Origin of the sequence: Acinetobacter sp. ANC 5414, from assembly GCF_013004295.1 — a bacterium.
GTDB lineage: Bacteria > Pseudomonadota > Gammaproteobacteria > Pseudomonadales > Moraxellaceae > Acinetobacter.
The window spans coordinates 293,564-320,464 of the sequence record NZ_JABERM010000010.1 but is presented as its reverse complement, the minus strand read 5'-3'; the positions used below and the strand labels follow the sequence as shown (position 1 = coordinate 320,464).

The window sequence follows — 26,901 nt, the reverse complement described above, 5'->3', positions numbered from 1 at the left end:
TTTAACCCCCAAAAATTAAATGGGCGGCCGAGACTTTATATCGGCTAGCCTAGTCAATGACTTATAAATATAAGAATATCCGTTTTATCTGTGAGCCAGATTTGACTGTCATCGTATCGTTTTCCCTTTGAGCATGAATGCTTTATCTAATGAACAAGCTTGAGTTAAGTCATATTCCAAACCATTTTCATGATAATTAAATACTTACCACCACTATTGCTAATGATAATAATTATCATTATAATTCGTATCAATTGTTACAGGCCATAACAATATCTCCACTTTTGCTGCTATTTTGCCGACTTTAAAAGTGGCAAGGCAGTAATGGAATTCTGTCATATACGATATTAGGGATTAGCCACCATGGCACAGATTAAAAGCCGTAAACATAATCGAAATGCGCAACTGGTTGCTTTAGCCGCATCTCTCCCTCTCATGGCTCATGCAGCAAATACACAAGGTGTCACTCAGCTTCCAACCATTACAGTAAAGTCAGATGCAGAAAATAAATATAAAGCGGATAAGGTGAGTTCGCCCAAATACACTCAACCTCTGGTAGATACCCCGCAAACCGTTTCAGTGATTAAAAAAGAATTATTAAAAGAACAAGGTGCAACCTCCCTAGTTGAAGCCTTAAGAAATACGCCGGGAATTACCCTGCAACTAGGTGAAAATGGCAATACCAGTGCCGGCGATGCCTTTCAAATGCGCGGTTTTTCTACACAAACCTCTACCTATGTCGACGGTATTCGCGATTTGGGTGCCGTCACTCGTGATGTCTTTAACCTGGAACAGATTGAAGTGGTCAAAGGCCCTTCTGGCGCAGAAGCAGGACGTGGATCGGCATCGGGTTATATTAACTTGGCCACAAAACTGCCTCATGCAGAAAATAGTCGTGAAGTTTCTACAACTTATAACACGGCGGAACATGCACGCCTGACTGCTGACATTAACCAGATGATTAATGATGGCATTGCTTTTCGTTTAAATGCGATGGGACAAGACGGCGGTGTTGAAGGTCGGGATTTTATTGAAAACAATAGCTGGGCCATTGCCCCTTCAATTGCTTTCGGTCTAGATAGCAATACGCGTCTGTATCTCTACTCACAGCATATTCGTCAACGTAATATTCCAGATGGCGGTATTCCGACTGTCGGCATGGAAGGTTTTTACAATGCAGATTCAGCTTTAGCTTCAGCACCTAAAGTCAACCGTGAAAATTATTATGGTCATGTGAATGATTATGAAGATGTCGACGCAGACATGTTCACTGCAAAAATCGAAAGTGATTTGGCAGAAAACCTGAAACTGACCAATATCACCCGTGCAGGTAAAACCAACATGCAACGGATATTAACCGGGATTAATAGCCTGAGTACCAACGGTTCGACCAATCCGAATAACTGGACAGTGAGCCGCTCTCGCCAAGGGGTAGATCAGGAAAATAAGATTCTTGCCAACCAGACTACTTTAAATTTAAATTTAAAAACCGGTGCTATTGAACATGATGTGGTTGCAGGTCTGGAATTTCTAAAAGAACAGCAACATAACAAAACCCTAGCTACGCAAATGCCGGGGCAAACCACTGTTACTCCGACTGCAGCTAACTTATATAATCCTGATCGTAACCAAGTGCTACCAAGCTTAGTTTATACAGGTGGTTATACCAATGGCGAAACAGATACTGCCGCAGCGTATTTATTTGATACGCTCAAATTTGGTGAACGTTTCCAGCTGAATGGTGGGGTGCGGGTCGATTATTATGACACTGAATATGATGCTTTAACCCTGCCATCAGGCAGCAGCAGCTTAGTACCTGCCAGTTTTGCTGCACACGATACTTTAGTCAGCTGGAAACTCGGGGGGCTATATAAACCTACTGCTTACAGCAGTGTGTATGCCTCTTATGCCAAATCTCTGACCCCTCCCGGAAGTGCCAACTTTAACCTTTCAGCAGAAGGAATTAACAGTGCAGCTGCAAAACCACAGGAAACCAACCACTATGAAGTTGGAACAAAGTGGGATCTGCTCAATGATCAATTGGCGATCAATGCTGCAGCCTATTACACTGAAAATGAAAACCAGTTTACTCAGGATGCGATTACCAGAGAATCCATTCAGGAAGGTAAAACAACCGTCAAAGGTGTAGAACTCAGTGCTGTAGGTAAAATCACTGATGCATGGAATGTCTCTGCGGGTGTTGCCCATATGAAAACCGAGCAAGAAGACCAGTTAAGTGTTAATGCCACCACCGGAGCAATTACCCATACCAATAACGTACGCTGGTCACCAGAATGGACTGCAAGCCTATGGTCTACTTATGATATTGCCGGTTTTAAACTGGGTCTGGGCGCACGCTATGTAGATGAACAAAAACGTGTGATTACCGACAGCACGGCAGCGGCGAATATGCCAAGTATTCCGAGCTATGTGGTATTTGACGCCATGGCCGGTTATACCTTCAATAAAAATGCCTCTGTAAACCTAAATGTCTATAATCTGGCAGATAAAGAATATATCAGCACCCTAAACAATGGTGGCGGTCGTGTGGTATTGGGTCAACCACGTTCAGCAGCATTGACCTTTAATTATAAATTTTAAGCCATTCGCCAAGTCTGAGCAGATTGAGTATAAATGTAGTGTGTTAGAGCTAGGGTCTGTTGACACTTCCTCTATGTTTGCGACGACGCATATTTTTTAGCTGATATGAGGCATGGAGTAGGAAATTTAGTCATTCTAAATGACTACTTCATAACGATATAGCAGCAAAAAATATGCTTGTCCCGTAGGGCTGTGGCTAAAATTATCTCAGATTTCGTTTTGAAACTTGATAATAGTCTCGCTATTCTATACGTTTCATGCCTCATCTGCTCAATTTTAGCCTACAGCGCAAATCATTTATGAAGTATCAACAGACCCTATGCACTACATGATTTATTTTTGAGTCCACCTCATTCAAGGGATGCAGATAAAGCTGATGATGTTACATATTCCTGAAATTTTAACCAAACAGCAGGTCACTGAATTACGCCAGCAACTGGATGCGAGTCATGCCTGGATTCAGGGTCAGCAAAGCGCAGGCTTTCAGGCTCAAAAAATAAAAAATAATCTGCAAATCGATGTGAACAGTATTATCTATCAATCCCTATCTCCCAAGATCTTGCAAGCCTTACAAAGAAATGCTCAGGTCAAATCTGCGGCACTGCCCAAACACATACTCTCGCCTTTGTTTAACTGCTATCAAGATGAGGGCAATTATGGCAATCATGTCGACAGTGCGGTGCAATATTCAGATGCGACAGGACATGCAATTCGTACCGATGTTTCGATCACCCTGTTTTTATCTGAACCGGATGAATATGAAGGTGGTGAACTGATTATTGAAGATCATTATGGCAGCCATGAAGTAAAACTGGATGCAGGTGATGCCATTCTCTACCCTGCTACAAGTTTGCATCGAGTGGAACCAGTAACGCACGGTAAACGGATTGCAGCATTTACCTGGTTACAAAGCATGGTCAAAGATGACTGGCAACGCAGTATGCTATTTAACTTAGATATGACTATTATGAAACTACGACTACAAGTGGGCGATTCAGAAGAAATTATCAGTTTAACTAGCCATTATCATAATTTATTGCGCCAATGGGGCGATTTATGAAACCAGTGACACCGCTTGACCCATTCAGCCAAATTCCAGCACATTTGCAAACCCTTGCCGATTATGAACGACAAGCTGAAAAGCACCTTCCAGAAAGTACCTGGCATTACTTACAAGGCGGTGCCATGGATGAAGTCAGCCTTCAGGAAAACCTGGATCAGTTTAAAAAAATCCAGCTGATTCCTAGACATTTAAATGACCTGACTCAAGGCAATACCGTATGTGAAATTTTGGGACAAACCTTTCCACATCCAATTTTTTTGGCACCGATTGGTCATCAACAACTGTTTCATGCCGATGCTGAACTGGCGACGGCTTTAGCGGCTGAAGTACTACAGAGCAACCTGATTTTGAGTACTTTCAGCAATACCGATATGCGTAGCCTCAAAGCTGAAGATCCTTACAAATGGTTTCAACTCTATTGGCAGGGTGACCGGGAAAAATCGCTTGCCCTAGTGAAACTGGCAGAGCAGCACAACTTTAAAGCTTTGGTCATTACCGTCGATTCACCGCATACCGGTATTCGGGATCGTGAACGTCGGGTATTTTTCCAGTTACCCGAAGGTATGCACCATCCGCATACGCCTGCGCATCTTCCCCTGCCTGAAATTGGTAAAGATCAACATCCGGTATTTAATGGCTTAATGCAGATTGCTCCGAAATGGGACGATATCCAATGGCTGATCAAGAACACCTCACTCCCTGTGATTTTAAAAGGGGTTGTTCATCCCAAAGATGCAGAAATTGCGATTCAATACGGTGTTCAAGGATTGATTATTTCCAATCACGGTGGGCGGGTTTTAGATAGCTGCATTTCACCCCTCACCGCCCTGCAGCGTATTAAAGCAGTGGTTCCTCAGGATTTCCCTTTAATTGTCGATGGTGGAATTCGTCGTGGAAGCGATGTTTTTAAAGCGCTGGCTTTAGGTGCTTCAGCGGTCTGTATTGGTCGTCCCTATATTCATGGTTTAGCCGTGGCAGGTGCTTTAGGGGTTGCCCATGTGCTTAAAATTTTAAAGGAAGAATTTGAGATTACAATGGCTTTAGCGGGAACTGCGACATTAAATGAGATCACTTCCGACTATATTTTTCACAAAAAATCAAATTAAAGGAAAATATTTTCTATAAATCTGCTGTAAACGCAAAAATAGAAATTTATTTTCGGAATAAGTGGATTAATATTTAGTTATAGATTTGCAAGTGCTGCGATAAAGCTAAGTCGTAATAATTTATCAATATTTTACGACTTTCGACTAAAGTACCCGAAGCAGCGCTTGTAAATGGTTAGAATAGACACAATCTATATTCGTAGTACGTTGCCGTTATCCACGATTAAAAGCAATACATGCTACACAAGGAGTTACCTCATGATGTTGGCTGATCCAAGTAAAAAATATCGTCGCATGTACCAACGTGTAGACTTGCCAGACCGCCAATGGCCAAATAACGAAATTAACAAAGCGCCAATGTGGATGAGCACCGACCTTCGTGACGGTAACCAAGCGATTTTCGAACCGATGGATATGGAACAGAAATTTAAAATGTTCCAGATGTTGGTGAAAATTGGCTTTAAGCATATTGAAATTGGTTTCCCTTCTGCATCGCAAATTGACTTTGATTTCACGCGTAAATTGATTGAAGAAAATCATATTCCAGATGACGTTTACATCGAAGTTTTGGTTCAGGCACGTGATCACTTGATTCAACGTACTTTTGAATCGTTGATTGGTGCAAAACGCGCGATCGTGCATATCTACAATTCAAACTCACCGACTTTCCGTCAAAAAGTCTTGAATGTTGATGTTGCCGGTGCAAAACAGTTAGCAGTAAATGCTGCGACAAAAGTGAAAGAATATGCAGCGCAATATCCTGAAACCGAATTTATTTTTCAGTACAGCCCGGAATGTTTCTCTGCGACTGAATTAGAAGTGGCAAAAGCGGCCTGTGATGCAGTAACTGAAGTTTGGGAAGCATCACCGACAAATAAAGTGATCTTGAACTTGCCGGCTACGGTGGAAGTGTCGACACCAAACGTCTATGCCGACCAAGTGGAATGGATGCATCGCAATATCGAGCGTCGTGATGGCGTAATTATTTCTGTGCACTGCCACAATGACCGTGGTTGTGGGATCGCAGCTTCTGAATTGGCGATTATGGCCGGTGCTGACCGAGTCGAAGGCTGTGTGTTTGGTAATGGCGAACGTACCGGTAACGTGGATGTTGCAGCAATTGCCTTGAACATGTACACCCAAGGTGTTGCACCAAACTTGGATTTCTCCAATATCAATGAAATTATTGCCACTGTTGAAGAATGCACTGGCTTGCCCGTTCACCCACGTCATCCGTATGCAGGCGACTTGGTGTTCACCGCATTCTCTGGTTCGCATCAAGATGCGATCAAGAAAGGTTTCGAGTTCCAGAAGAACCAAGAAATGTGGGATATGCCTTACTTGCCAATCGACCCTAAAGATTTAGGTCGTGACTACGATGCCGTGATTCGTGTCAATTCACAGTCAGGTAAAGGCGGTATTTCTTACTTGTTGGAATCGAACTACAACGTGGTGTTGCCGCGTCGCTTGCAAATTGAATTCTCACAAGCGGTTCAGCAAGTCACGGATGAACAGGCGAAAGAAATTTCAGCACAAGATATCTGGGCTTTGTTCAAACAGAATTATGTTGCAATCAAAGACGCTCATTACTCTGCGAAAAACTACAGATTGTCTGATGACAATGGCAATCAGGTGATTGAGTTAGATATCGAAATTAACGGTGAAAATCAACACTTACGTGGTGAAGGTAACGGTCCGATTTCTGCCATCTTGAATGCATTACAATTACCAATTGACGTGTTGAACTATGAAGAACGTAGCATTAGTTCGGGTGCTCACGCCAAAGCCTTGGCTTTAATTGAGCTTCAAGTGAAAGGCACAGGTAAATCTGCATTCGGTGCAGGTGTTCACGACAACATTGTGACTGCTTCAATCGAAGCAATCATTGCCTGTACCAACCGTTTGATCGAACAAGGTGTATTAAGTACCGATCAGGTCGTTGCTGCCGCCGTATAAACGATATCAAATAAAAAACTTTAGAAAGGATACCCTCAAGTGGTATCCTTTTGTTATTCATCCTAAAGATTTAAGGCGAAAATTTCCTGTGTCTTTTCCAGCTGACTCAGTGGGTCTAGTTACCCCACAAAAGTTCTCATTCGAAGAGCCGTTAGAGCTTGAATGTGGTCGCATTCTCCCACGTTTCGAAATCATGGTTGAAACCTACGGTACACTCAATGCAGATAAATCCAATGCGATTCTGATTTGCCATGCGTTGTCGGGTCATCATCATGCAGCAGGCTATCATCACGAAGATGATAAAAAGCCAGGCTGGTGGGATGCCTGTATTGGTCCGGGCAAAGCGATTGATACCTCTAAATTCTTTGTTGTTGCCCTCAACAACATTGGTGGTTGCAGTGGCTCAACGGGTCCAATATCGCCAAATCCTGAAAATGACAACCGCCCTTATGGTCCAGACTTTCCCTTAGTTACCGTTCGTGACTGGGTCAAAACCCAAGCCATGCTGTCTGACCGTTTAGGCATTGATGTCTGGTACTCGATTATTGGTGGTTCACTGGGTGGCATGCAGGCTTTGCAATGGTCGGTGGACTATCCCGATCGTTTAAAAAATTGTGTGATTATTGCCAGTGCACCAAAACTGTCTGCACAGAATATTGCCTTTAACGAAGTGGCGCGTCAGTCGATTTTGTCGGATCCAGATTTCCATAACGGCCGTTATTTGGAAAATGACAGCTATCCGAAACGTGGCCTGATTTTGGCACGTATGGTCGGTCATATTACTTATTTGTCTGAAGAAGCCATGAAACAGAAATTTGGCCGTGACTTGAAGTCGGGCAAATTTATGTATGGTTTTGACGTTGAATTTCAGGTGGAAAGTTATTTGCGTTATCAGGGTGAACAATTCAGCCGTAACTTTGATGCCAACACTTACCTGATTATGACCAAGGCACTGGACTACTTTGACCCGGCACGTGAGTATGAACAATCCCTAGTCAAGGCCATGTCGAATACCAAATGCCGTTTTCTGGTGGTTTCATTCACCACCGATTGGCGTTTTACACCGAAGCGTTCACAAGAAATTGTGGATGCACTGATTACCAATCATAAACCGGTTAGCTATGTTGATATTGATGCAGAACAAGGTCATGACTCGTTCCTGTTCCCTATTCCGCTTTACGTTAAATCATTACGTGCATTTTTAGGTGGCGCAGAACACCTTGAAGCAACACCTCAGGAGACTGTGTAATGCGTATCGATCATCAACTTGCAGAAACATGGATTAAACCTGATTCAAGCGTACTCGATTTAGGTTGTGGCGATGGTGAACTGCTGGCTCATATGGGAAAAAAGCACAATATTCGTGCATATGGATTGGAAATTGATCAGGAAAAGATTGCAATTGCGGTCAGTCGAGGGTTAAATATTATTCAACAAGACTTGAACCTCGGTTTAAGCCGCTTTGCAGACCAGTCCTTTGACTATGTTGTGATGGCACAGGCTTTGCAAGCAGTAGATGCACCAGACGTATTATTGCGTGATATGGTGCGTGTAGGGAAACAAGCGATTATTACCTTTCCTAACTTTGCCCATTGGAAGACGCGTTCTTTCTTGGCTTTAAAAGGAATGATGCCTGTTTCAAATGCTTTACCGTATATGTGGTATAACACGCCTAATATCCATTTATGTACTTTCCGTGATTTTGAAGCACTTTGTGCGGAAAACGATATCCGGATTATTAACCGACTCGCCGTGAATGGGGATCAGCAAGGTAGTTTACTCAGTAAACATATCCCGAATCTGTTTGGTGAAGTCGCTATTTATAGAGTGAGCGCACTATGAAAAAAATATTATTAAGCACACTATTAGTTGGACTTTTCAGCCTTCAAGCCCATGCAGATTATGTTGCACCTGCACCCTCTATTTCCAGTCAAGCTGCACAATATTCTGTTATGGATATTAATAGCCTGATTAAATCAGCAAAATCAGGTCAAGCCGCTGCACAGTTTTATTTGGCGACCAAATATCAACTCGGCAAAGATATTCAAAAAGATCAACAGCAGGCTTTTACCTGGTACAAAGCAGCTGCCGATCAAGGTCTGACTGCTGCACAATTGAATGTCGGTCGTATGCTGGCGGATGGTCTTGGCACCAAAAAAGACGAAACCTTAGCACGTAAATACTTTGAAAAAGCAGCCAGCCATGGTGACAACCGTGCCAGCTTTAATCTTGCGATGATGGAAGAGCAAAAGAAAAATTACATCGGTGCATACCAATGGTATGAGCTTTCTACACGTGATGGCATGCTCGATAATAAAGTTATTACCCTGTCTGAAGGCAAGAAGACCGCTTTGGCTGCCAACCTGACCCAAGAACAGATTCGTATGGCCCGTGACCGTGCCGACAAATGGATTCAAGCTCAATAATCATTGATGGATTCTATAAAGCACCTTCGGGTGCTTTTTTATTGCCTAAATTATTCAAATAAGTTTGCTAAAATACTCACAATTATTTTCAAATTAAGATCTACATAATGGCTTCTAAAAATTGGTTATCCCAAGGCACCCTTGTACTTGCGAGTAACAACAAAGGTAAAATTGCTGAATTTGAAAAACTATTTGCAGAATTGAACTTACCTGTTGAAGTGCTTGCTCAAGGTAAACTCAATATTGAAGATGCAATTGAAGATGGTTTAAGCTTTGTCGAAAATGCGATTATCAAAGCCCGTCATGCATCTAAAATTTCTGGAAAACCAGCCATTTCAGATGATTCGGGTATTTGCGTGCCTGTTTTGGGCGGTGCACCAGGCATCTATTCTGCGCGCTATGCAGGCGATCATGGTAATGATACTGCCAATAATGAAAAACTGTTAGCTGACCTTCAACCACTACGTAAAGACGGCGAAGCGATTGAAGGCATGTTTGTCTGCGTACTTGCACTGGTGCAACATGCAGAAGATCCACTTCCACAAATTTTCCAAGGCATCTGGAAAGGTGAAATTTTAGAAGCTGCACGTGGTGAAAATGGTTTTGGTTATGATCCATTGTTCTGGTTGCCTGAACTCGGTATTTCTAGTGCAGAACTGTCTAAAGAAGAGAAAAATAAAATCAGCCACCGTGGTCAGGCGATGCAGTTGTTTAAGGCAAGTTTGGACAAGTAATTTCTTGCTCTCAAAGTCCCCCCTTCTCTCTTGTGCAAAGATTTAAAGTATCGCTTTAAATCTTGATCAGGATAGGGAATTACATGTGATTGAATCCAAGCATAATTTTAAATCGATGTCCTCCCTCCCTTTGGGAGGGAGTTAGAGGGAGGGCAATAAAAGATGAAGTATCACCCCATACAGCATCACCACTACACAACTCATAATCGTTCCCGAAGCAATATATTTCGCTGAAGTTCCCGTGCCTTGATAATGGGTTTCTAGCGCCACAATATTGGCGGCTGGCGGTAGACAGAACAATAAAAACATCACGCCTATATAATTTTCAATATTTGGAATTGGAATAAAGAAATAAGTCAGGCTACAGATCACCATGCCTATAGCGATTTTGATCAAGAAAATTTTGCCACTGCGCCGTAAATCTTCCGCATGCACTTTGGTATGTCGTAGCCACATGCCGAGTACGCACATTCCGGTAAAGCTCATGCCCACTTTTGCAAAACTATAAATTATATCTAGCCAATCATGCTGTTGCAGATGCTGTAAACCTATAATTCGACAGATTAAAGCAATCAATAAGGCGAAAACTGGGGGCGACAGAGCAACTTTTTTGATTACCGTTACAAGAGGTTGAACATCCAGACTGACTGCAGTCACCGCCCAGATATTGCCAAATATGGAACCGCCAACATATAGCGCTACCATTGCCGCACTAATTTCAGGACCAAACAAAGCCAAAGCAAATGGGAAACCGAGCCATGCTAGATTGACATAACTAACGCAGAGTGCACGAAGCTTATCTTTAAAAATAAAGTGAAAAGCATAGAACATGAAAATAGCCACAACAAAGCTAAATATCATCAGGCTGAGACTACCCGCCTGATAAAATACCATGTTGTAAATAATCACAATCGGAATAAAAAACCGTGCTAACAGACTCGCGAATAGTGGTTTTAAAGCTGCGGAAAATTGCGTTGAAGCGAGTCCCCATCCACATAAAAAGCCGAAAAGTGGTAAAAGCAAAGCCACAACATCATCCTGAATGAGCAATACAAATATGCTAGCAGCAAATCAAACACAAAAGCAGCTTTAATCCAGTTTGTCTTTAAACTGAAATTTTTCAGTCACATTGCTGTCATCGCAACATGTTCAGATGATCTTAAATAAAAAATGAGTAAAGAACATGGCAGGATTATCAATTTGGCACGTTGTGATTTTTGCAATTGTGGTAATTTTATTGTTTGGTACATCAAAACTGAAAAACCTGGGTAAAGATGTCGGTGGTGCAGTCAAAGATTTTAAAAAGTCGATCAAAGAAGATGAAGCAACTACTTCAGCATTAAATGAACCAAAAATTATTGAACATCAAACCAGTCATTCCGATGTTAATTCCACGGTAAAAACCCATTCAGGCTAAAACGTTATGCTTAATATTGGTATGACTGAACTGCTGGCTTTCGGCATTATTAGTTTATTGGTGCTTGGGCCGGATAAGCTTCCGGAAGCTGCACGCTTTGCCGGGAAATGGTATGGGAAATTTAAACGTACGATCAGCAATGTACAAAATGATATTGATCGCGAGCTGCGTTTATCTGAACTACGGGAACAGATGCAAAATGAAATGCAAAGGATTCAAGAGCTAGAACAAAAGATGCAAGCTCAAATGCATGAACTAAAACAACAATCCCAACCTGCAACAGAAAAACAATTACAAAATGCAGTGCCCAATAATAAAAATGTTGCCACTTTTTATTATTTTATTAAACAACCTCAGCCTTCGTGCATTTATTTGAGCGCACAAACTGCTTGCAGTATTACGCCGTCAATAGAACAGCCTTTAAACATCATACCTCCAATTTCACAGTTAAATGAATTAAAGGTGGCAGTATGAGCACTCAAATAGAAAATCAATTGCCGATTTCCCTTGCAGATCAACAATCCTCTAATCTTGAAGAAATGCCGATTACCCAACATCTCATGATCTTGCGTCAGCATCTCTTTAAAATTGTCGGTTTGTTGTTGGTATTATTTTTTTGCTTATTGCCTTTTGCCAATCAAACCTATCAGCTTTTGTCTGAACCTTTACGTGCACAGCTCCCCGTTAGCTCATCGATGATTGCCACTGATGTCACGGCGACATTCATGGCACCCTTTAAGTTAAATTTCTTTGTTGCCTTGATGTTGGCGATGCCTTTTATCATTTTTCAACTCTGGAGCTTCCTAAAACCTGCGCTCTATGAAAAAGAAAAAACCTTAGCGATGCCATTACTGTTGGGTAGCATCAGTTTATTTTATGCCGGGATTGCTTTTGCATATTTCGTTGCGCTACCTTCTATTCTGCATTTTTTCATCAGTGTTTCACCTGAAACGGTTGCACCAATGACCGATATTAACAGTTACCTGGCTTTCTGCTTAAAATTGTTTTTGGTGTTTGGATTTACCTTTGAAATCCCGATTATTACCTTAATCCTTATTTTAATTGGACTAGTTTCTACGCAACAATTGGTCGAAAAACGGCGCTTTATTGTGGTCGGCTGCTTCTTTGTGGCGATGTTCGTAACACCACCGGATGCAATTTCCATGATCATGCTCGCCATTCCCATGTGGTTGTTATTCGAAATGGGCTTGTTCTTTGGCAAAATGATTGAAAAACGACGGGCGGCTTAAATGCTGGCAGCAAATTTTTAGGCAGACTTCGGTCTGCTTTTTTCATCAATTTTTTTTTCATCAGCGCAACTCATTTTCTTCACCAGACTGTCATTTAAACGTCAGCGCGCTGTCATATATTTCACCTAAGTTTGATACAACTTTATAACAACCATATACTTGGGAAATATCATGACAGACTTTACGCCATATCATGAAGAGCAAGAATTAGACAACAATACTTCTGACAATGTCCATTTCCGTGACATTTTAGAGCAAGCGATTACACGCCGCAGCCTCATTACCAAAACTGCGAGCGGCGCAGTTGCCTTGACTTTGGCTTCAACTTTGACAGCTTGTGGCAGTGATAGTGACTCAGGAACAACAACTCCACCTGCTGATCCAAAAAAATTACCGACAAAGTTGAGCTTTACCCCAGTCGCGAAGAACCTGAATGACATTGTTACCGTTCCTGAAGGTTATGAAGCCAAAGTACTTTACGCGATGGGTGATTCCATCAATCAATACATTGAGGAGTGGGATGACAATAAAGTCCCTTCAGGCCCAAGCTTCCAGTTCCGTTCTGGCGACTGTCATGATGGTATGAGCTATTTTGGCTTAAATACTACAACAGGCCGCTATGATGACACTAAATCGGATCACGGTTTGTTGGTATTAAACCACGAATACATTAATCAGACTTTCTTGCACCCTCAAGGTCCAACCACAGATGTGAATGGTCGGCGTCTTGAAGATGAAGTGATTCGTGAAGTGAATGCTCATGGTGTATCCATCGTTCATGTAAAAAAAGATAGTAAAACTCAAGCCGTTGAAATTTTGAAAAATTCAATTTTCAATCGCCGTATCACAGCCTCTACAGAAATGACTTTTTCCGGTGTTGCTGCAGGTAACTCATTACTTTTCACTCGTTTCTCTCCATTGGGTGTAAAAACCCGCGGCACCCAAAATAACTGTGGTAATGGTTATACACCTTGGGGTACCTATCTGACTGCTGAAGAAAACTTTATTGGTTATTTTTTCCGTTCAGGCGCAGATCAATACGAGCGAACTGCCAATGAAAATGTGGCATTAGGACGCTACGGTTTAGGCTTAGAAATTTCTTATCAAGATACAGCAAAGACAATTGAAAATAAGGATGCTCAAGGACGTACTCTTTATAAAGATAAAACATCTCGCTATCAGTGGGAAACAGCCCTTGCTGGTGTAGAAGATCAAGATATGTATGATCGCTGGAATGCTTCCGTAGTGGGCGCATCTACGACTGCTGACTACCGCAACATCCCAAACAATTTCGGTTGGATTGTCGAAATTGATCCATTTGACAGCCGTCAAGCTCCTGTAAAACGCACCTCACTTGGCCGCTTTGCACATGAAGACTGCCGTACTAGCCGTGCCATTGAAGGTCAGAACCTGGCATTCTATATGGGTGATGACTCACGTGGCGAATACATCTATAAATTCGTTTCTGATGCAAAATGGGATACAAAAGATGTCAACGGTGGCTATGCAGCCGGCGATAAATACATGAATAGCGGTAAACTGTATGTTGCCAAATTCAATGCCGATGGTACAGGTCAGTGGATTGAGCTATCGACTAGCAACCCAGCAATTTCTGGTTATCCAACTTACGCATTTGCAGACCAAGCGGATGTATTGACGCATGCACGTATCGCTGCAGATGCTGTTAGCGCAACCAAAATGGACCGTCCTGAATGGGTTGCAGTCAATCCAAACAATGGTGAAGTGTATGTAACGCTCACCAATAACAGTAACCGTGGTACTAGCTATACAACTGATGCCGCCAACCCACGTAACTATACAGATCCTGTAGGTAGCAATGGTAAAGGTAACGTGAATGGTCATATTATCCGCTTCCATGAAGATGCAAATACCACAACAGCCACCACATTCAAATGGGATATTTACCTGTTTGGTGCTGAAGCACAAATGCTTGAAAATGTTAACCTATCTGGTCTAACTGACAATAATGACTTCTCTAGTCCGGATGGTATGTGGTTTGACCCACGCGGCGTGCTTTGGATTCAAACAGATGATGGCGCTTACACTGACGTGACCAACTGTATGATGCTGGCTGCATTGCCTGGTACGATAGGTGATGGTGGCAAAGTGACTGCGCTTTCAGGTACTGCTACACAAGATACCTTTATGGGTGCCAAAGTGACCGATGAAAATCTACGTCGCTTCCTGACCGGTCCAACAGAATGTGAAATTACTGGTGTGACCATGACGCCTGACTACAAAGCCATCTTTATTAACGTTCAGCATCCTGGTGAAGATTCAACTGCTTATAATAACGCAACCAGTCACTGGCCTGCGACACAAACAGATCCAACCAACACCACTGCACGCCCACGTTCAGCAACTGTGGTGATTACCCGTAAAGATGGTGGAGTGATTGCTGGATAAGTTTCCAAATCCTAAAAAATACCGGCTTTATGCCGGTATTTTTTATTTTGTAATTGGAATTTTTAACTTGATAATCCTACCCTGATGTTCCCCTTGTTGGGATTTTTCTTGCCACAGCCATGTCTGATTTTTCATTCTTAAAAAATTCGAACAGCGAGTGCCATAAACGGGGCTTTGAATAAAAGTCGATGAGAGTAATTCTTCCATCTCTGCACTAATACCGGTTTGTGGAAGCAGTTCAGGGATGATTTTTCGTTCATCTTCCAGAATATCCCACACTGCAAATTCGATATCTGCTTCAGGTGTAGCTGCATGCTGTAACATCGGCAAAAATTCTTGAGTAAAGCGCTTACGTAAATGTTTGGTCTTTTCCCAATGTTCAGTCATTAACCCATTGGATACTACATACACGCCTTTGGCTAAAACCTGGGGAGCTTCACCGCGGTTACTCATATAAACCGCCTGATCTTGATCGCCGAGCAATAAATTAAAACCGGCATAGTCACATTGGCGTTTTTCTAATGCTTGAGCAAAGCGGATAGGAGCCAAATCAGATTCTAAAAAAGCTTGAATCAGATGACCGCGTGAAGTCGGATATGTTTTTTTATCGGTTGCATCTCGAAAGTTGGTCACTACCGCCCATCGTCCCGATTTCGTTATCCCCATCCAGGTGCCACCCGACTGTAGATCTTGTCCGGCAATAATCGGGCTATTTCCCCAAGCTTTTAAACCACTGGTCGGGCGCTGATAAAACTCATCACGATTGGAAATCAGACACAAAGGCGTATCTTCCAAGACTTGCCAAGCTAAAGCGACAATACACATAATCCATGCTCTTTATCTTTACACATTGAATGTACAACATTTTTCATCACATTCAGCTAAAATCTATGCAAAACAGAATCACAAGGAACAGGAATGCTGACCTATCCAAATATTGACCCAGTTGCCGTATCGCTGGGACCGTTACAAGTCCATTGGTATGGACTGATGTATTTACTGGCATTTTTATTTGCCTGGGGACTTGCCACTTATCGCACCAAACACCGTGATGGCTGGACACCCGACATGGTGTCTGACCTGATTTTCTATGGCGCCTTAGGTGTAGTGATTGGTGGTCGAGTAGGCTACGTGTTCTTTTATGGCTTTGAACAGTTTCTGGCCAATCCGCTCTGGCTATTTCAGGTCTGGACTGGTGGTATGAGCTTCCATGGCGGCTTCTTGGGCGTGATGATTGCCATGCTGTTCTGGTGCAAGAAATACAAGATGACCTGGTTTCAAACGCTCGACTTTATTGCTCCTTGCGTACCAACGGGTTTGATGTTCGGCCGTATTGGTAACTTCATTGGTGGCGAGCTCTACGGCCGCCAAGTCACTGACCCAAACTTTGCATTGGGCATGATTTTCCCGACCGATCCACTACAGTTGGTTCGTCACCCATCACAGCTTTATCAGGCATTGGCTGAAGGTTTAATTTTGTTTATTGTGTTGTGGTGGTTCAGCTCAAAACCGCGTCCACGTATGGCCATTTCAGCCTTGTTCCTGATTGGTTACGGTATTGCACGCTTTGTAGTGGAATTCTTCCGCGAACCGGACAATGGGCAACTGTTTATTGGCTGGATGAGTAAAGGTCAATTCCTGACTGTACCGATGATTTTGATCGGCCTCTGGATGATGTGGTACGCCTACCAAAAGAAAATTTATGATTGGGGTCCACAGAAAAATACTTAATTTTTAGCGAGGCAAAAGCCTCGCTTTTTTATCTTTGTTTTTGCTACAGTGCAGTCAGTCCTCGTTTATCTATCAGAAGAATATGCTCGAATTTTGGTTTGATCCTAAAGTTTCCATCCTCCGCAAACTCATGATCTTTGTATCCATTGCGATTGCAACAGGCATACTTTACTGGATGGATCCGCTAAAACCTGATGCAATTCTCATGTTCTTAGGAACAGGTATTATTTTTCTGATTTGTCGTTATTGCAAAATTCATTTTGCCTCAAAAAATCCAACCGGATTGCTATATCGCCTCCTGACTTGGATTCCGATTGCGCTATTACTGGCCCTTATTTTTATGCAGATGAAAGAAGGTGAAATTTTAATTCCGGGTGCACAAGGTATTGGTTTTACGGCTTTAGCCATCTGTTTATTTTCACCTTTATCTTTACTGAATAAAAATGATGCTTCAGACGAGAAAAAATAATGCTGGAATTTTGGTATTCAGATAAATGTACCCGTCAAATAAAGCTGATTGTCTGTATTGCCACCTGTGTGATGATTTATCTGTGTTCCACAGTGCAACAACTTTCACCAATGTTTACGGGCATTAGTATTGCAATTGGGATGAGCCTGCATGGGTTAAGGGCTTTAAGCTTAAAAATTGCAGCAGATAATCCTTATAAAAAAGGTTTTGCCATTTTAACTTTTGTGATGCCACTGATCGCTTTAATTACTTTAATTTCAATGCTGCCGGCAGAACATAGACTGATGCTTATTATTCAACTCATCGGCTTTGCTGCAATTGGTTTATTCATCTTATCGACATTTCCAAAACGCAGATTTGATTAAAATTGTTCGGTATTTTTGGAAACTCAAAATAAAAAAAGACCGCTAAAAGCGGTCTTTTTTAAAGTCATAAAGACTTATGCAGCCAAAGCATCTTTCGCTTTAGTCGCCAATGCAGCAAACGCAACTGCGTCATGCATAGCGATGTCAGCAAGTACGCGACGGTCGATAATTACTTGAGCTTTTTTCAAGCCAGCAATCATACGGCTGTATGACAAACCGTTAAGACGCGCACCAGCATTGATACGTGCAATCCACAAAGCGCGGAATTGACGTTTCTTCTGACGACGGTCACGGTAAGCATATTGACCAGCTTTGATTACTGCTTGGAACGCTACGCGGTAAACGCGTGAACGAGCACCATAGTAACCTTTAGCGCGAGCAAGAATTTTTTTGTGACGGCGATGAGCCTGTACACCACGTTTTACACGAGCCATTTATAATCTCCTTAGATGTACGGGCACATACGGCGAACTGAAGCAACGTCACTTACGTGAACCATTACACAGCCGCGTAATTGACGAATACGCTTAGCAGATTTTTTGGTCAAAATGTGGCGTTTGAACGCTTGTTTACGCTTAAAACCGTTAGCAGTCGCTTTAAAGCGTTTAGCTGCACCACGGCGAGTTTTCATCTTAGGCATAACAACCTCTTTTGAACACCTGTTCGGCTCGTTTGCACCATTACAAAACGACCTGCAGGTAAGGGAGCCAGTATTCTAAAGCATCTTTGCTTAAAACAAAAGCAAATATCCTTAAAATACACGACTAATCGTCCGCTTCTCTTAGTCTTATTTCCAATATCAAATGCGCGATGTTTTTATTAATAAATCAACTATTCAGCACTATAATTATCACAACATAAGAATATTGGACCAATATGATTCCCGCACAGGATGCTTTTGCAGCACTGCGCTATCGTGACTTCTCTATTGTTACGGTAAACCAGTTCTGTCTCACCCTCGCCATTTTAATTCAAGAAATTATTGTCGCGTATTCACTTTATCAAATTACCAAAGACCCACTGACGCTCGGTTTAATTGGTTTAGCCGAAGCGATTCCGTTTATCACCTTGTCTTTATGGGGCGGCTATTTTGCAGACCGCTTTAATAAACAGACCATTATGAAAATCTGTTTGTTCTTTGCCGTGCCCTTACCTCTGGTTTTATGGTGGCTGTTTCATGCCTATGGCGTAGGTGAAATTGGGATAAATACCCTGTCTTGGGGAATCTATGCCGTCATTTTTGGCTTGGGCACGATTCGTGGTTTTTACAACCCCTCTGCTACTTCCCTCAAGCCTTTCCTGATTCCACGTGAACTGTATGCCAATGGTGCAACCTGGACCACGATCGGTTGGCAAAGTGGCGTGATTATTGGTCCCATGCTAGGCGGTTTCATGCTGGCATTTTTAGGTCGCGAAACCAGTTTGCTATCAGTCGCGGTATTGTTGAGTATCTGTTTTATCCTGATTAACCTGCTGCAAAACCGTAGCTTCCCCAAAATTGAAACGAATAATTTGATCGAAAGTTTGGGTGATGGTTTCCGCTTTATCTGGAAAACTAAAATCGTACTGTGGGCAATTTCACTGGATTTGGTTTCTGTTCTCTTTGGTGGGGTAATTGCTCTGCTGCCTATTTTTGCAGAAGATATTTTAAAAGTCGGTCCTGAAGGTTTAGGTTATCTGCGTGCCGCACCTTCCATTGGTGCGCTTTTTACCATGATTGCTCTAACCAAGTTTCCACCCACACAAAATGCCTGGCGCAATATGCTGCTTGCCGTGGCAGGTTTTGGGGTATTCACACTGCTGTTTGCCTTCTCAAATAACATGTGGTTGTCCTTGTTTGCTTTAGCCATGACCGGAGCCTGTGACAGTATTTCAGTGGTGGTTCGTCAAACCATCCTGCAAATTTATCCACCCGAAAATATGCGTGGCCGCGTTGCCGCAGTAAACGGCATGTTTGTCTCAAGCAGCAATGAACTTGGGGCATTTGAATCTGGCTTAGCCGCAAAATATATGGGCACCATTATGGCAACGGCCTTTGGTGGATGCATAACAATGGTGGTGGTTGCGATAAGTTGGGCAAAAACCCATGATTTATTTGGCGTAGATATCACTCAAGGTGATGATCAAATACGTTAATTCACTTTTTAGACTTGCGAGTATTTCTAATTCAGGAAATACTTCGCACTCACAATGCTCCGCTACCGATACAACCTCTGGCCTGATTAAAGAAATAAATATTTATGAAGAAAATCCTGTGTTTTTCTCTACTTATGAGCTTACCGTTAAGTGCTACTTATAGCGCTTCACTTAAAGCACCAAAACAACTCTCGGTTCAGAAAAGCGCAGCCCTTCCCGCGCATTTAACCACGCGCATTCAGTGGAGCAAATTTCCACGTCCAAGCTATAAAAATGAAGATTTAGAAGATCAAAATCGTAGCGCGATTATTCGTATCTATGCCGATGAAACCGGCATTATCAGCAAAGCCAGCGTACAAGAAAGTACCGGCTTAACGCATTTAGACGATCTTTTAATTAAAGCGGTTCGTGAGGCACAGGTCAAACCCTATATCGAAAATGACACTGCCATTCCACAAATTGGCTATCAAACCTTTAGCCTTAAACTCAGCCAAGAAAATGATGCAGAAGTTTGCCAATACACCTTTAATTCTAAAAACTGGCAGGCTCAGCAGCAAGACAAGAAAGCCCCCTTTTCATATCGTGTTCAACCCGCTTTAGATATCGATTCTGAACAACTCAATGGGCACAATCGTGCAGTGAAATTCACCTTTAAAGTGAATAAACAGGGTGATGTGAAAAAAGTAAAAGTGAAAAAGGGTTCTGGCATTTACGCTTTAGACCAACAAATTGTGCAGGCTGTATCAAACAGCCAGGTTTCAGTGAAACGTACAGCCAATACATTATGGTTGTATAAAAAATCGAGCCTTAAAGATGAAATCAAGTTCGATTTAAATCAATGCCTGTAATTTAAAGACTAATCTGAGTCATCAAAAGAGATGCGCAATGTATCTCTTTTTTAAAACATTGAAAAAGCGCCATAGATAAATAAATAGCGCCCTACTTTCGCAAGACTCACCATCAATAAAAACTGCCAAAAGTTTTCTTTGAGTAAGCCGGCAATCAAGGTAATTGGATCGCCAATGATCGGCACCCAACTCAATAGCAACGACCAGTAACCATACTTTTGATAGATTCCCTGTGCTTTCAACATTTTCTGCTCTGAAACAGGAAACCATTTTTTATCTTTATAGTGTTCGATTTGCAAACCTAGCCACCAGTTCACACAGGAACCCAAAATATTTCCCAAGCTTGCAACAAACAGCAGCCCAATAACTGAATGACTACCCTCGGCCAACAGTGCCAATAAAACGGCTTCGGACTGTAATGGCAATAAAGTCGCTGCGCCAAAGGCAGAAATAAACAGTAAAGCGTAGGACAGCATTATATGAACAACAGTTTAAAGACCGAGCTTTTTCTTGGTAGATTTGTATTCATAAATAGACCAAACAATGAATAAAGCTATTACCACCCATCGCGTCAAACTATAACGATGTGCAATCACACCAAATATTTCTTTGGATACTGATGGATCATTGGCTTTTAGCGTCTCTGCCACTGACTGCATGTGCACCACTTCAGCAATAAACAACAATAAGCAAGCTGCAATACCAAAGATAATTGCCCAATAAATTTTCTTATTTGTTTCAATAATATGCGTTAAATTTAAGAAAAAGTCTTTCATAGCCATGAGGTCCAATAAAAAACCACCGCAACGGGTGGTTTATTTTTGCGAGATTTAAGCGGTGTTATTCCGCAATCTTAGCACAAAAAACATTTCTCAATTTTTATCATCAGGCATCCACTTGAATTGCCAAGGCCTTCTGAACTGCTGGGCGTGCAGTCAAGCGATCCACATATTCTTTTACGTATGGATAATCTTCGAGTTGAATCTGCTGCCACTCATAACGCAAAATCCACGGCAAAATTGCCATATCGGCAATTGAATATTCACCTGCCACGTACTTTTGACCAATCAACTGCCTGTTCAACACACCGTACAAACGTTTGGTCTCAGCTACATAACGATCAATCGCATAGGGGATTTTTTCAGGCGAAAATTTACCAAAATGATGATTCTGCCCAAGCATCGGACCCAAACCGCCCATTTGCCACATTAACCACTGTTCGACTTCAACACGTTGCTGTTCATCCTCTGGATAATACAAACCTGTTTTACGCCCCAAATATTGTAAGATTGCACCAGATTCAAAGACCGAAATGGCTTCGCCACGCGGTCCATCCTGATCGACAATTGCTGGAATTTTATTGTTTGGAGAGATACGTAAAAAATCAGGTTGAAACTGATCATTTTCCATAATATTGATGGGAAAAATTTGATAATCCAAGCCCATTTCTTCTAAAGCGATTGTAATTTTATGACCATTGGGCGTTCCCCAATAATATAGATCAATCATGTTTCCTACCTTTTGCTGTTCTCGTTTTGCATGACATTATTGAACTGTGTTCATACTTATATCATGTTTTATATTGATAAATCATTAAGCTTTACTGAAGTTTAAAACACAAAACAATCAAGCATAATTAATTGTTTTTATTCAATATTAAAAGCTTATAAATTTTTCAAGCTGAATTCTTGAAAGCACTAAAAACAGTACAATATATAACAGAGGACAATGATCTTATCAGATATTGTTCTACATACTGTTCATGCATGCATAACAGAATTGCAATCTTGTTTATAAAAATTATTTGCACTCAAGAGGTTATATCAATGAGCAATATCAGTCTTACTCCCCTATTTCGTCGTAGCATTGGTTTTGACCGTCTCAATGATCTATTTGATTACGCCATGCAAAGCGATACCCCCAATTATCCGAACTATAACATTGAAAAAACAGGTGATAACAACTATCGAATTGTCGTTGCTACAGCGGGCTTTAATGAAGATCAACTTGAGATTAATCTTGAAAATCAGCTACTCACAATTACAGGTAAAGCAGTAGAAGAAAAGTCAGATACCACGGTTGAATTTTTGCATAAAGGCATTGCCAGTCGCTCATTTAAACTGTCGCTACGCCTAGATGAACATATTGAGGTACAACAAGCCAATTATGAAAATGGTTTATTGAAAATAGATTTGCAACGCTCTGTTCCTGAAGAAGCCATGCCGCGCCAAATTCCGATTGGTAAAAAGACGGCGATTGAAAATATGGAAAAGACCAGCGTAGACGCACAATAAATTTCTCTTATTTAGAAAGACCCTTCTGGGTCTTTCTTTTTGGATCAAAAAGCATAGATTGGCATTTTAGGAATAAAAATAATCATCCTTACCAATAGATTATCCAAGTCCTGTCCCAGTATTGGAATTTTAAACCAAATCCCCAGACATAAAAAAAGCACTGCATTGGCAGTGCTTTTTTTATCAATGGATCAATGAGTGCTTACTTTTTACGTTTTGGTCCAAGTAGCATACCCATTTGACGACCTTCCATTTTTGGTGATTGTTCGACTGTACCGTATTCGATTACGTCTGCTTCAACTTTTTGCAATTGAGCAAGACCTAATTGTTGGTGAGCCATTTCACGACCACGGAAGCGTAAGGTGATTTTTACCTTGTTGCCTTCTTCAAGGAACTTGATAATTGCACGTAATTTTACGTTGTAATCACCAACATCAGTCGCAGGGCGTAGCTTGATTTCTTTCACCTGTACTTGATGCTGTTTTTTCTTCGCTTCTTTCTGCTTTTGCTTAAGATCAAACAAATGCTTGTTGAAGTCCATGATCTTACAAACGGGTGGCTCTGCATTGGCAACAATCTCTACAAGATCAAGCTCAACGCTTTCTGCTGCACGTAAGGCATCAGCCAAGCTTACGATACCTTTTTGCTCGCCATTTTCGTCTACAAGACGGACTTCTTTTGCACGAATTTCATCATTCAAGGCAGGACGGTTTGATTTGTTACCGCCCTGTTGATTACGGTCAGGCTGTTTAATCGCTGTTACTCCACAATGTACCGGCCGCGTTCGGCTACGGCTGCTTTCACTAGGTCAACGAAGGCATCGATTGACATAGTACCTAAATTTTTTCCTGAGCGGGTACGGACATTCACAGTACCTTCCTCTACTTCACGGTCTCCAAGAACCAGTAAGTAAGGAATACGCTCTAAAGTACGTTCACGAATCTTAAAGCCGATTTTCTCATTTCTCAAGTCAGAAATGGTACGAATTCCACTTTCTTTAAGTTTAGCGATGACTGACTCACATGCCTCGGCTTGAGAATCAGTGATATTCATTACACACGCTTGAACTGGTGATAACCATGGTGGCATGAAACCAGCGTAGTGCTCAATAAGTATACCAATAAATCGTTCAAAACTACCTAAAATTGCACGATGCAACATCACAGGCTGATCACGATCATTGTCTTCAGTGACATATGAGGCATCTAAACGACCTGGTAAATTGAAGTCACACTGAATAGTACCACATTGCCAGATACGACCTAAGCAGTCTTTCAGTGAGAATTCAATTTTCGGACCGTAGAATGCGCCTTCACCTGGTTGTAAATCCCAAGCCAGACCTGCAGCATCTAAAGCATCAGCTAAAGATTTTTCCGCCATATCCCAAAGTGCATCTTCACCAACACGTTTTTCAGGACGCGTCGACAACTTCATTTGTACTTCTTCGAAGCCAAAGTCTTTGTATACATCCAGTGTCAATTTGATAAAATCTGCAACTTCCTGACCAATTTGTTCTTTGGTACAGAAGATATGCGCATCATCCTGAGTAAAGCCACGAACACGCATAATGCCGTGTAATGAACCCGATGGTTCGTTACGGTGACATGAACCGAATTCTGCCAAACGTACAGGAAGATCACGGTACGATTTCAAACCTTGGTTGAACACTTGTACATGACAAGGACAGTTCATTGGTTTAACCGCGTAGTTACGGTTTTCAGAATGCGTAGTGAACATGTTGTCTGCATAGTTTGCAGCATGTCCTGATTTTTCCCACAGCGTGAAATCAACCACTTGCGGGGTACGGATTTCTTCGTAGCCATTGTCTTGCTGAACTTTACGCATGTATTGTTCAAGTACTTGGTAAATGGTCCAGCCGTTCGGATGCCAGAACACCATACCTGGTGCTTCTTCTTGCATATGGAACAAATCTAGCGCTTTACCAATTTTACGGTGATCGCGTTTTTCTGCTTCTTCAATACGTTTTACATAGGCTGCAAGCTGTTTCTTGTCCGCCCAGGCTGTACCGTAGATCCGTTGTAACTGTTCATTCTTCGCATCACCGCGCCAGTAAGCACCCGAGATTTTAGTCAGCTTGAACGATTTTAGGAATTTAGTATTTGGAACGTGCGGACCACGGCACATATCCAGATAGTCTTGATGGTAGTACAAGCCCATTTGTGTTTCTTCAGGCATGTCTGCAATCAAGCGTAATTTGTATTCTTCGCCACGCGCTGTGAATTCTGCAATCACTTCGTCACGCGGTGTCATTTTTTTCACAACATCATAGTCTTGATCGATGAGCTTTTTCATACGCTCTTCAATCGCTGCCATATCGTCTAATGTGAATGGACGTGGCATCCAGATGTCATAGTAGAAACCTTCTTCAATGACTGGACCAATCACCATTTTTGCTTCTGGGAACAATTGCTTAACAGCATGGCCAACCAAATGCGCGCATGAGTGACGGATAATCTCGACACCGGCGTCGTCTTTAGGCGTAATAATTTGTAGTGTTGCATCTTCAGCGATGAGATCAGACGCATCGACTAAACGGTCGTTAACACGACCAGCAACTGTATTTTTTGCAAGACCAGGACCAATGCTAAGAGCAACGTCCATCACAGATACGGCGTGATCAAACTGTTTTTGATCGCCATTGGGCAAAGTGATAATTGGCATAAGAAATCCTTAAGGAGTGATGCCCCGTACCATAGGGCATATCACCGCGAGATTATGATCGAGGAGAACCTCAAAAGATAAAAACGGTGGATAAATAAAAATCGATTAGAATTTTACACGTCTTACCCCAAGGATTAAACCTTTTCACCTAGAAAATTCGCGATTTGGCTGATTTTGAATTTATTTGCCAATGCTCTCCCCTCATCAGAATCAGGGAATCTTGCTTCTCATTTTATTCTCTAAAGGTATCCCACTCTGCAAATTCTGCTTGAGCATAGGCATAAAGCTGGGCAAATTGTGGAATAATCGCTTCGCTCTGTTGTGGTCTTAAAAACACATAATCATCGACAGAAATTTCGTACTGTTTGGGAACCTGAAGCGTTTCCTGATTGCTACTGCGACCATACAAAATGTGCGGCTGACTTTTTTCAGGATAGATATAATCCGCTCGCCAATACCCGCCATACACAAACAAAGCTTTGTATTTATGGGGAAGATGATTCAATACCTCTAGACCGGGTAATTGGCTATACGGCAAAACTTTCAATACTGGTGTGGCAATCCAGAGTGCACACTTTAAAGCGGATAAATTTTCCAGATCAAAATCACTGGGCTTGAGCAGCATCGAACCAAAAGCCAGATCATTACAGACACTTTACTGACAATGCTGCATAAAGGTCGGACTGCCACCACCGTTAAAGCACAAACCTTCATGCCATAAATCCGGAAATTGCTGCTGAAGAATACTTTTGTATTGTTGATAAATGTGCTGTGATTTTTGATAACTTTTTTCAGGACTTTTTATGATTTTTGGCAGTTTTGCTACATGTGCATCATAGCCCATCAGACCGGCTAGTTTTAAATGCCTTGTATGCAGTTGAATCAGCTGGAGTAATGCAACAAATTGCTGCGAATTTTGAACTCCACCACGATGCAAACCCACATCAATTTCAATATTTACGTTCAGGCAGATATTCAGATTTTGAGCGAGTTTCAGATATTGTTGTAATCGCGCCACATCATCAATCAGCCATTGAATATGAATATTCTGCTGCGTAGTGCTTCGATAAAATGCTTCTACCGCCCGTATCGGCATGGGTTTTCCCAGCAAAATATCGGCCTGATCAAAGGTCTGTAGAATCTCTGCAATATGCGGCAGATGAAACACCATAAAGCGCTGGGTATTCAGTTTTTCACTGGCCAGTTTGAGTAGCTGAATGCTGGCTAAGGATTTCACCACCAGACGTGGTTTTAACTGCACGGGCAATTTTGACTGTACATAATCCAAATTATGTTGATAGGTTTTTAAATCCAGAATCAGTTGCGGCGTTCCTGTTCCCTGTTGTTTTAAATCCTGAGTTAATTGCTGAAAATAATTTGATTGCATCGCCCTCTC

The 26,901-nt window shown here is 41.9% G+C and carries 27 protein-coding genes and 1 pseudogene; 18 read left to right on the top strand and 10 right to left on the bottom strand.

Features of this window, described 5'->3' with window-relative positions:
* Positions 1-363: 363 nt before the first annotated feature.
* The 8 genes from HLH18_RS07300 (at position 364) to rdgB (ending at position 9,886) form a co-directional block, all read left to right on the top strand.
* Positions 364-2,601 carry a catecholate siderophore receptor Fiu gene (locus HLH18_RS07300; protein WP_171546305.1) on the top strand — a complete coding sequence of 746 codons (2,238 nt, stop codon included), beginning with the start codon at positions 364-366 and terminating at the stop codon, positions 2,599-2,601.
* A 376-nt stretch (positions 2,602-2,977) separates the two neighbouring features.
* The gene (locus HLH18_RS07295; protein WP_171546304.1) at positions 2,978-3,661 is read left to right on the top strand and encodes a Fe2+-dependent dioxygenase; all 684 of its coding nucleotides are present in this window, start codon (positions 2,978-2,980) and stop codon (positions 3,659-3,661) included.
* A complete protein-coding gene (locus HLH18_RS07290) occupies positions 3,658-4,770 on the top strand; it encodes an alpha-hydroxy acid oxidase (protein WP_171546303.1) in 1,113 nt (370 codons plus the stop codon). The genes HLH18_RS07295 and HLH18_RS07290 overlap by 4 nt, the downstream gene beginning before the upstream one ends.
* A 258-nt stretch (positions 4,771-5,028) precedes the next feature.
* Positions 5,029-6,726: a 2-isopropylmalate synthase gene (gene leuA / locus HLH18_RS07285; protein ID WP_171546302.1), complete on the top strand. Its 1,698-nt coding sequence runs from the start codon at positions 5,029-5,031 to the stop codon at positions 6,724-6,726.
* An 88-nt stretch (positions 6,727-6,814) separates the two neighbouring features.
* Positions 6,815-7,975: a homoserine O-succinyltransferase MetX gene (gene metX / locus HLH18_RS07280; RefSeq protein WP_171546301.1), complete on the top strand. Its 1,161-nt coding sequence runs from the start codon at positions 6,815-6,817 to the stop codon at positions 7,973-7,975.
* On the top strand, positions 7,975-8,568 hold the full coding sequence (gene metW, locus HLH18_RS07275) for a methionine biosynthesis protein MetW (protein WP_131287365.1): 594 nt from the start codon (positions 7,975-7,977) through the stop codon (positions 8,566-8,568). Before metX ends, metW begins: the two co-directional genes overlap by 1 nt.
* Entirely contained in the window at positions 8,565-9,152 is a 588-nt protein-coding gene (locus tag HLH18_RS07270) for a tetratricopeptide repeat protein (RefSeq protein ID WP_171546300.1), read from the top strand. Before metW ends, HLH18_RS07270 begins: the two co-directional genes overlap by 4 nt.
* Positions 9,153-9,259: 107 nt before the next feature.
* Entirely contained in the window at positions 9,260-9,886 is a 627-nt protein-coding gene (gene rdgB / locus HLH18_RS07265; protein WP_171546299.1) for an RdgB/HAM1 family non-canonical purine NTP pyrophosphatase, read from the top strand.
* Positions 9,887-10,027: 141 nt separating this feature from the next.
* Here rdgB and HLH18_RS07260 read toward each other — a convergent pair whose 3' ends face one another.
* Positions 10,028-10,915 carry an AEC family transporter gene (locus HLH18_RS07260; RefSeq protein ID WP_171546298.1) on the bottom strand — a complete coding sequence of 296 codons (888 nt, stop codon included), beginning with the start codon at positions 10,913-10,915 and terminating at the stop codon, positions 10,028-10,030.
* A gap of 154 nt (positions 10,916-11,069) precedes the next feature.
* On the opposite strand from HLH18_RS07260, the gene tatA reads away from it, so the two are divergent.
* The 4 genes from tatA to HLH18_RS07240 all read left to right on the top strand — a co-directional run bounded on the left by tatA (position 11,070) and on the right by HLH18_RS07240 (position 14,980).
* Positions 11,070-11,303, top strand: a complete 234-nt coding sequence (gene tatA, locus HLH18_RS07255) for a twin-arginine translocase TatA/TatE family subunit (RefSeq protein WP_171528151.1) — start codon at positions 11,070-11,072, stop codon at positions 11,301-11,303.
* Positions 11,304-11,309: 6 nt separating this feature from the next.
* The gene (gene tatB, locus HLH18_RS07250; protein WP_171546297.1) at positions 11,310-11,777 is read left to right on the top strand and encodes a Sec-independent protein translocase protein TatB; all 468 of its coding nucleotides are present in this window, start codon (positions 11,310-11,312) and stop codon (positions 11,775-11,777) included.
* Positions 11,774-12,553 (top strand): twin-arginine translocase subunit TatC, encoded by a 780-nt coding sequence (gene tatC / locus HLH18_RS07245; RefSeq protein ID WP_171546296.1) that lies wholly within the window; start codon positions 11,774-11,776, stop codon positions 12,551-12,553. Before tatB ends, tatC begins: the two co-directional genes overlap by 4 nt.
* Positions 12,554-12,724: 171 nt before the next feature.
* Positions 12,725-14,980 carry a PhoX family protein gene (locus HLH18_RS07240; RefSeq protein WP_171546295.1) on the top strand — a complete coding sequence of 752 codons (2,256 nt, stop codon included), beginning with the start codon at positions 12,725-12,727 and terminating at the stop codon, positions 14,978-14,980.
* Between the two features lie 42 nt (positions 14,981-15,022).
* On the opposite strand, the gene HLH18_RS07235 is transcribed toward HLH18_RS07240, so the two are convergent.
* On the bottom strand, positions 15,023-15,805 hold the full coding sequence (locus HLH18_RS07235) for an NRDE family protein (protein ID WP_171546294.1): 783 nt from the start codon (positions 15,803-15,805) through the stop codon (positions 15,023-15,025).
* Between the two features lie 93 nt (positions 15,806-15,898).
* On the opposite strand from HLH18_RS07235, the gene lgt reads away from it, so the two are divergent.
* From lgt to HLH18_RS07220, 3 genes are all read left to right on the top strand, one after another.
* Entirely contained in the window at positions 15,899-16,711 is an 813-nt protein-coding gene (gene lgt / locus HLH18_RS07230) for a prolipoprotein diacylglyceryl transferase (RefSeq protein WP_171546293.1), read from the top strand.
* 82 nt (positions 16,712-16,793) lie between these two features.
* The gene (locus tag HLH18_RS07225) at positions 16,794-17,180 is read left to right on the top strand and encodes a hypothetical protein (RefSeq protein ID WP_171546292.1); all 387 of its coding nucleotides are present in this window, start codon (positions 16,794-16,796) and stop codon (positions 17,178-17,180) included.
* Entirely contained in the window at positions 17,180-17,545 is a 366-nt protein-coding gene (locus tag HLH18_RS07220) for a hypothetical protein (RefSeq protein ID WP_171546291.1), read from the top strand. Before HLH18_RS07225 ends, HLH18_RS07220 begins: the two co-directional genes overlap by 1 nt.
* A gap of 74 nt (positions 17,546-17,619) precedes the next feature.
* On the opposite strand, the gene rplT is transcribed toward HLH18_RS07220, so the two are convergent.
* A complete protein-coding gene (rplT, locus tag HLH18_RS07215; protein ID WP_131287394.1) occupies positions 17,620-17,979 on the bottom strand; it encodes a 50S ribosomal protein L20 in 360 nt (119 codons plus the stop codon).
* 11 nt (positions 17,980-17,990) lie between these two features.
* A complete protein-coding gene (gene rpmI / locus HLH18_RS07210) occupies positions 17,991-18,185 on the bottom strand; it encodes a 50S ribosomal protein L35 (RefSeq protein ID WP_004278281.1) in 195 nt (64 codons plus the stop codon).
* Positions 18,186-18,424: 239 nt separating this feature from the next.
* Here rpmI and HLH18_RS07205 point away from each other — a divergent pair, with 239 nt between their 5' ends.
* Positions 18,425-19,681, top strand: coding sequence for an MFS transporter (locus HLH18_RS07205; RefSeq protein WP_171546351.1), 1,257 nt, complete (start codon positions 18,425-18,427; stop codon positions 19,679-19,681).
* Positions 19,682-19,785: 104 nt separating this feature from the next.
* Positions 19,786-20,529, top strand: a complete 744-nt coding sequence (locus tag HLH18_RS07200) for an energy transducer TonB family protein (RefSeq protein WP_171546290.1) — start codon at positions 19,786-19,788, stop codon at positions 20,527-20,529.
* 50 nt (positions 20,530-20,579) lie between these two features.
* Here the strand turns inward: HLH18_RS07200 and HLH18_RS07195 are convergent, their stop codons facing one another.
* The 3 genes from HLH18_RS07195 to HLH18_RS07185 all read right to left on the bottom strand — a co-directional run bounded on the left by HLH18_RS07195 (position 20,580) and on the right by HLH18_RS07185 (position 22,038).
* The gene (locus HLH18_RS07195) at positions 20,580-21,002 is read right to left on the bottom strand and encodes a YqaA family protein (protein ID WP_171546350.1); all 423 of its coding nucleotides are present in this window, start codon (positions 21,000-21,002) and stop codon (positions 20,580-20,582) included.
* 18 nt (positions 21,003-21,020) lie between these two features.
* Positions 21,021-21,305: a hypothetical protein gene (locus HLH18_RS07190; RefSeq protein ID WP_171546289.1), complete on the bottom strand. Its 285-nt coding sequence runs from the start codon at positions 21,303-21,305 to the stop codon at positions 21,021-21,023.
* 109 nt (positions 21,306-21,414) lie between these two features.
* A complete protein-coding gene (locus HLH18_RS07185; protein WP_171546288.1) occupies positions 21,415-22,038 on the bottom strand; it encodes a glutathione S-transferase N-terminal domain-containing protein in 624 nt (207 codons plus the stop codon).
* A 317-nt stretch (positions 22,039-22,355) separates the two neighbouring features.
* Here HLH18_RS07185 and HLH18_RS07180 point away from each other — a divergent pair, with 317 nt between their 5' ends.
* Entirely contained in the window at positions 22,356-22,823 is a 468-nt protein-coding gene (locus HLH18_RS07180; RefSeq protein ID WP_171546287.1) for an Hsp20 family protein, read from the top strand.
* Positions 22,824-23,025: 202 nt separating this feature from the next.
* Here the strand turns inward: HLH18_RS07180 and infC are convergent, their stop codons facing one another.
* From infC to HLH18_RS07165, 3 genes and pseudogenes are all read right to left on the bottom strand, one after another.
* The gene (infC, locus tag HLH18_RS07175; protein WP_131287406.1) at positions 23,026-23,577 is read right to left on the bottom strand and encodes a translation initiation factor IF-3; all 552 of its coding nucleotides are present in this window, start codon (positions 23,575-23,577) and stop codon (positions 23,026-23,028) included.
* Positions 23,578-23,582: 5 nt separating this feature from the next.
* On the bottom strand, positions 23,583-25,505 hold the full coding sequence (thrS, locus tag HLH18_RS07170) for a threonine--tRNA ligase (RefSeq protein ID WP_171546286.1): 1,923 nt from the start codon (positions 25,503-25,505) through the stop codon (positions 23,583-23,585).
* A 232-nt stretch (positions 25,506-25,737) separates the two neighbouring features.
* Positions 25,738-26,892 (bottom strand): annotated as a pseudogene (locus HLH18_RS07165) (alanine racemase).
* Positions 26,893-26,901: the final 9 nt, after the last annotated feature.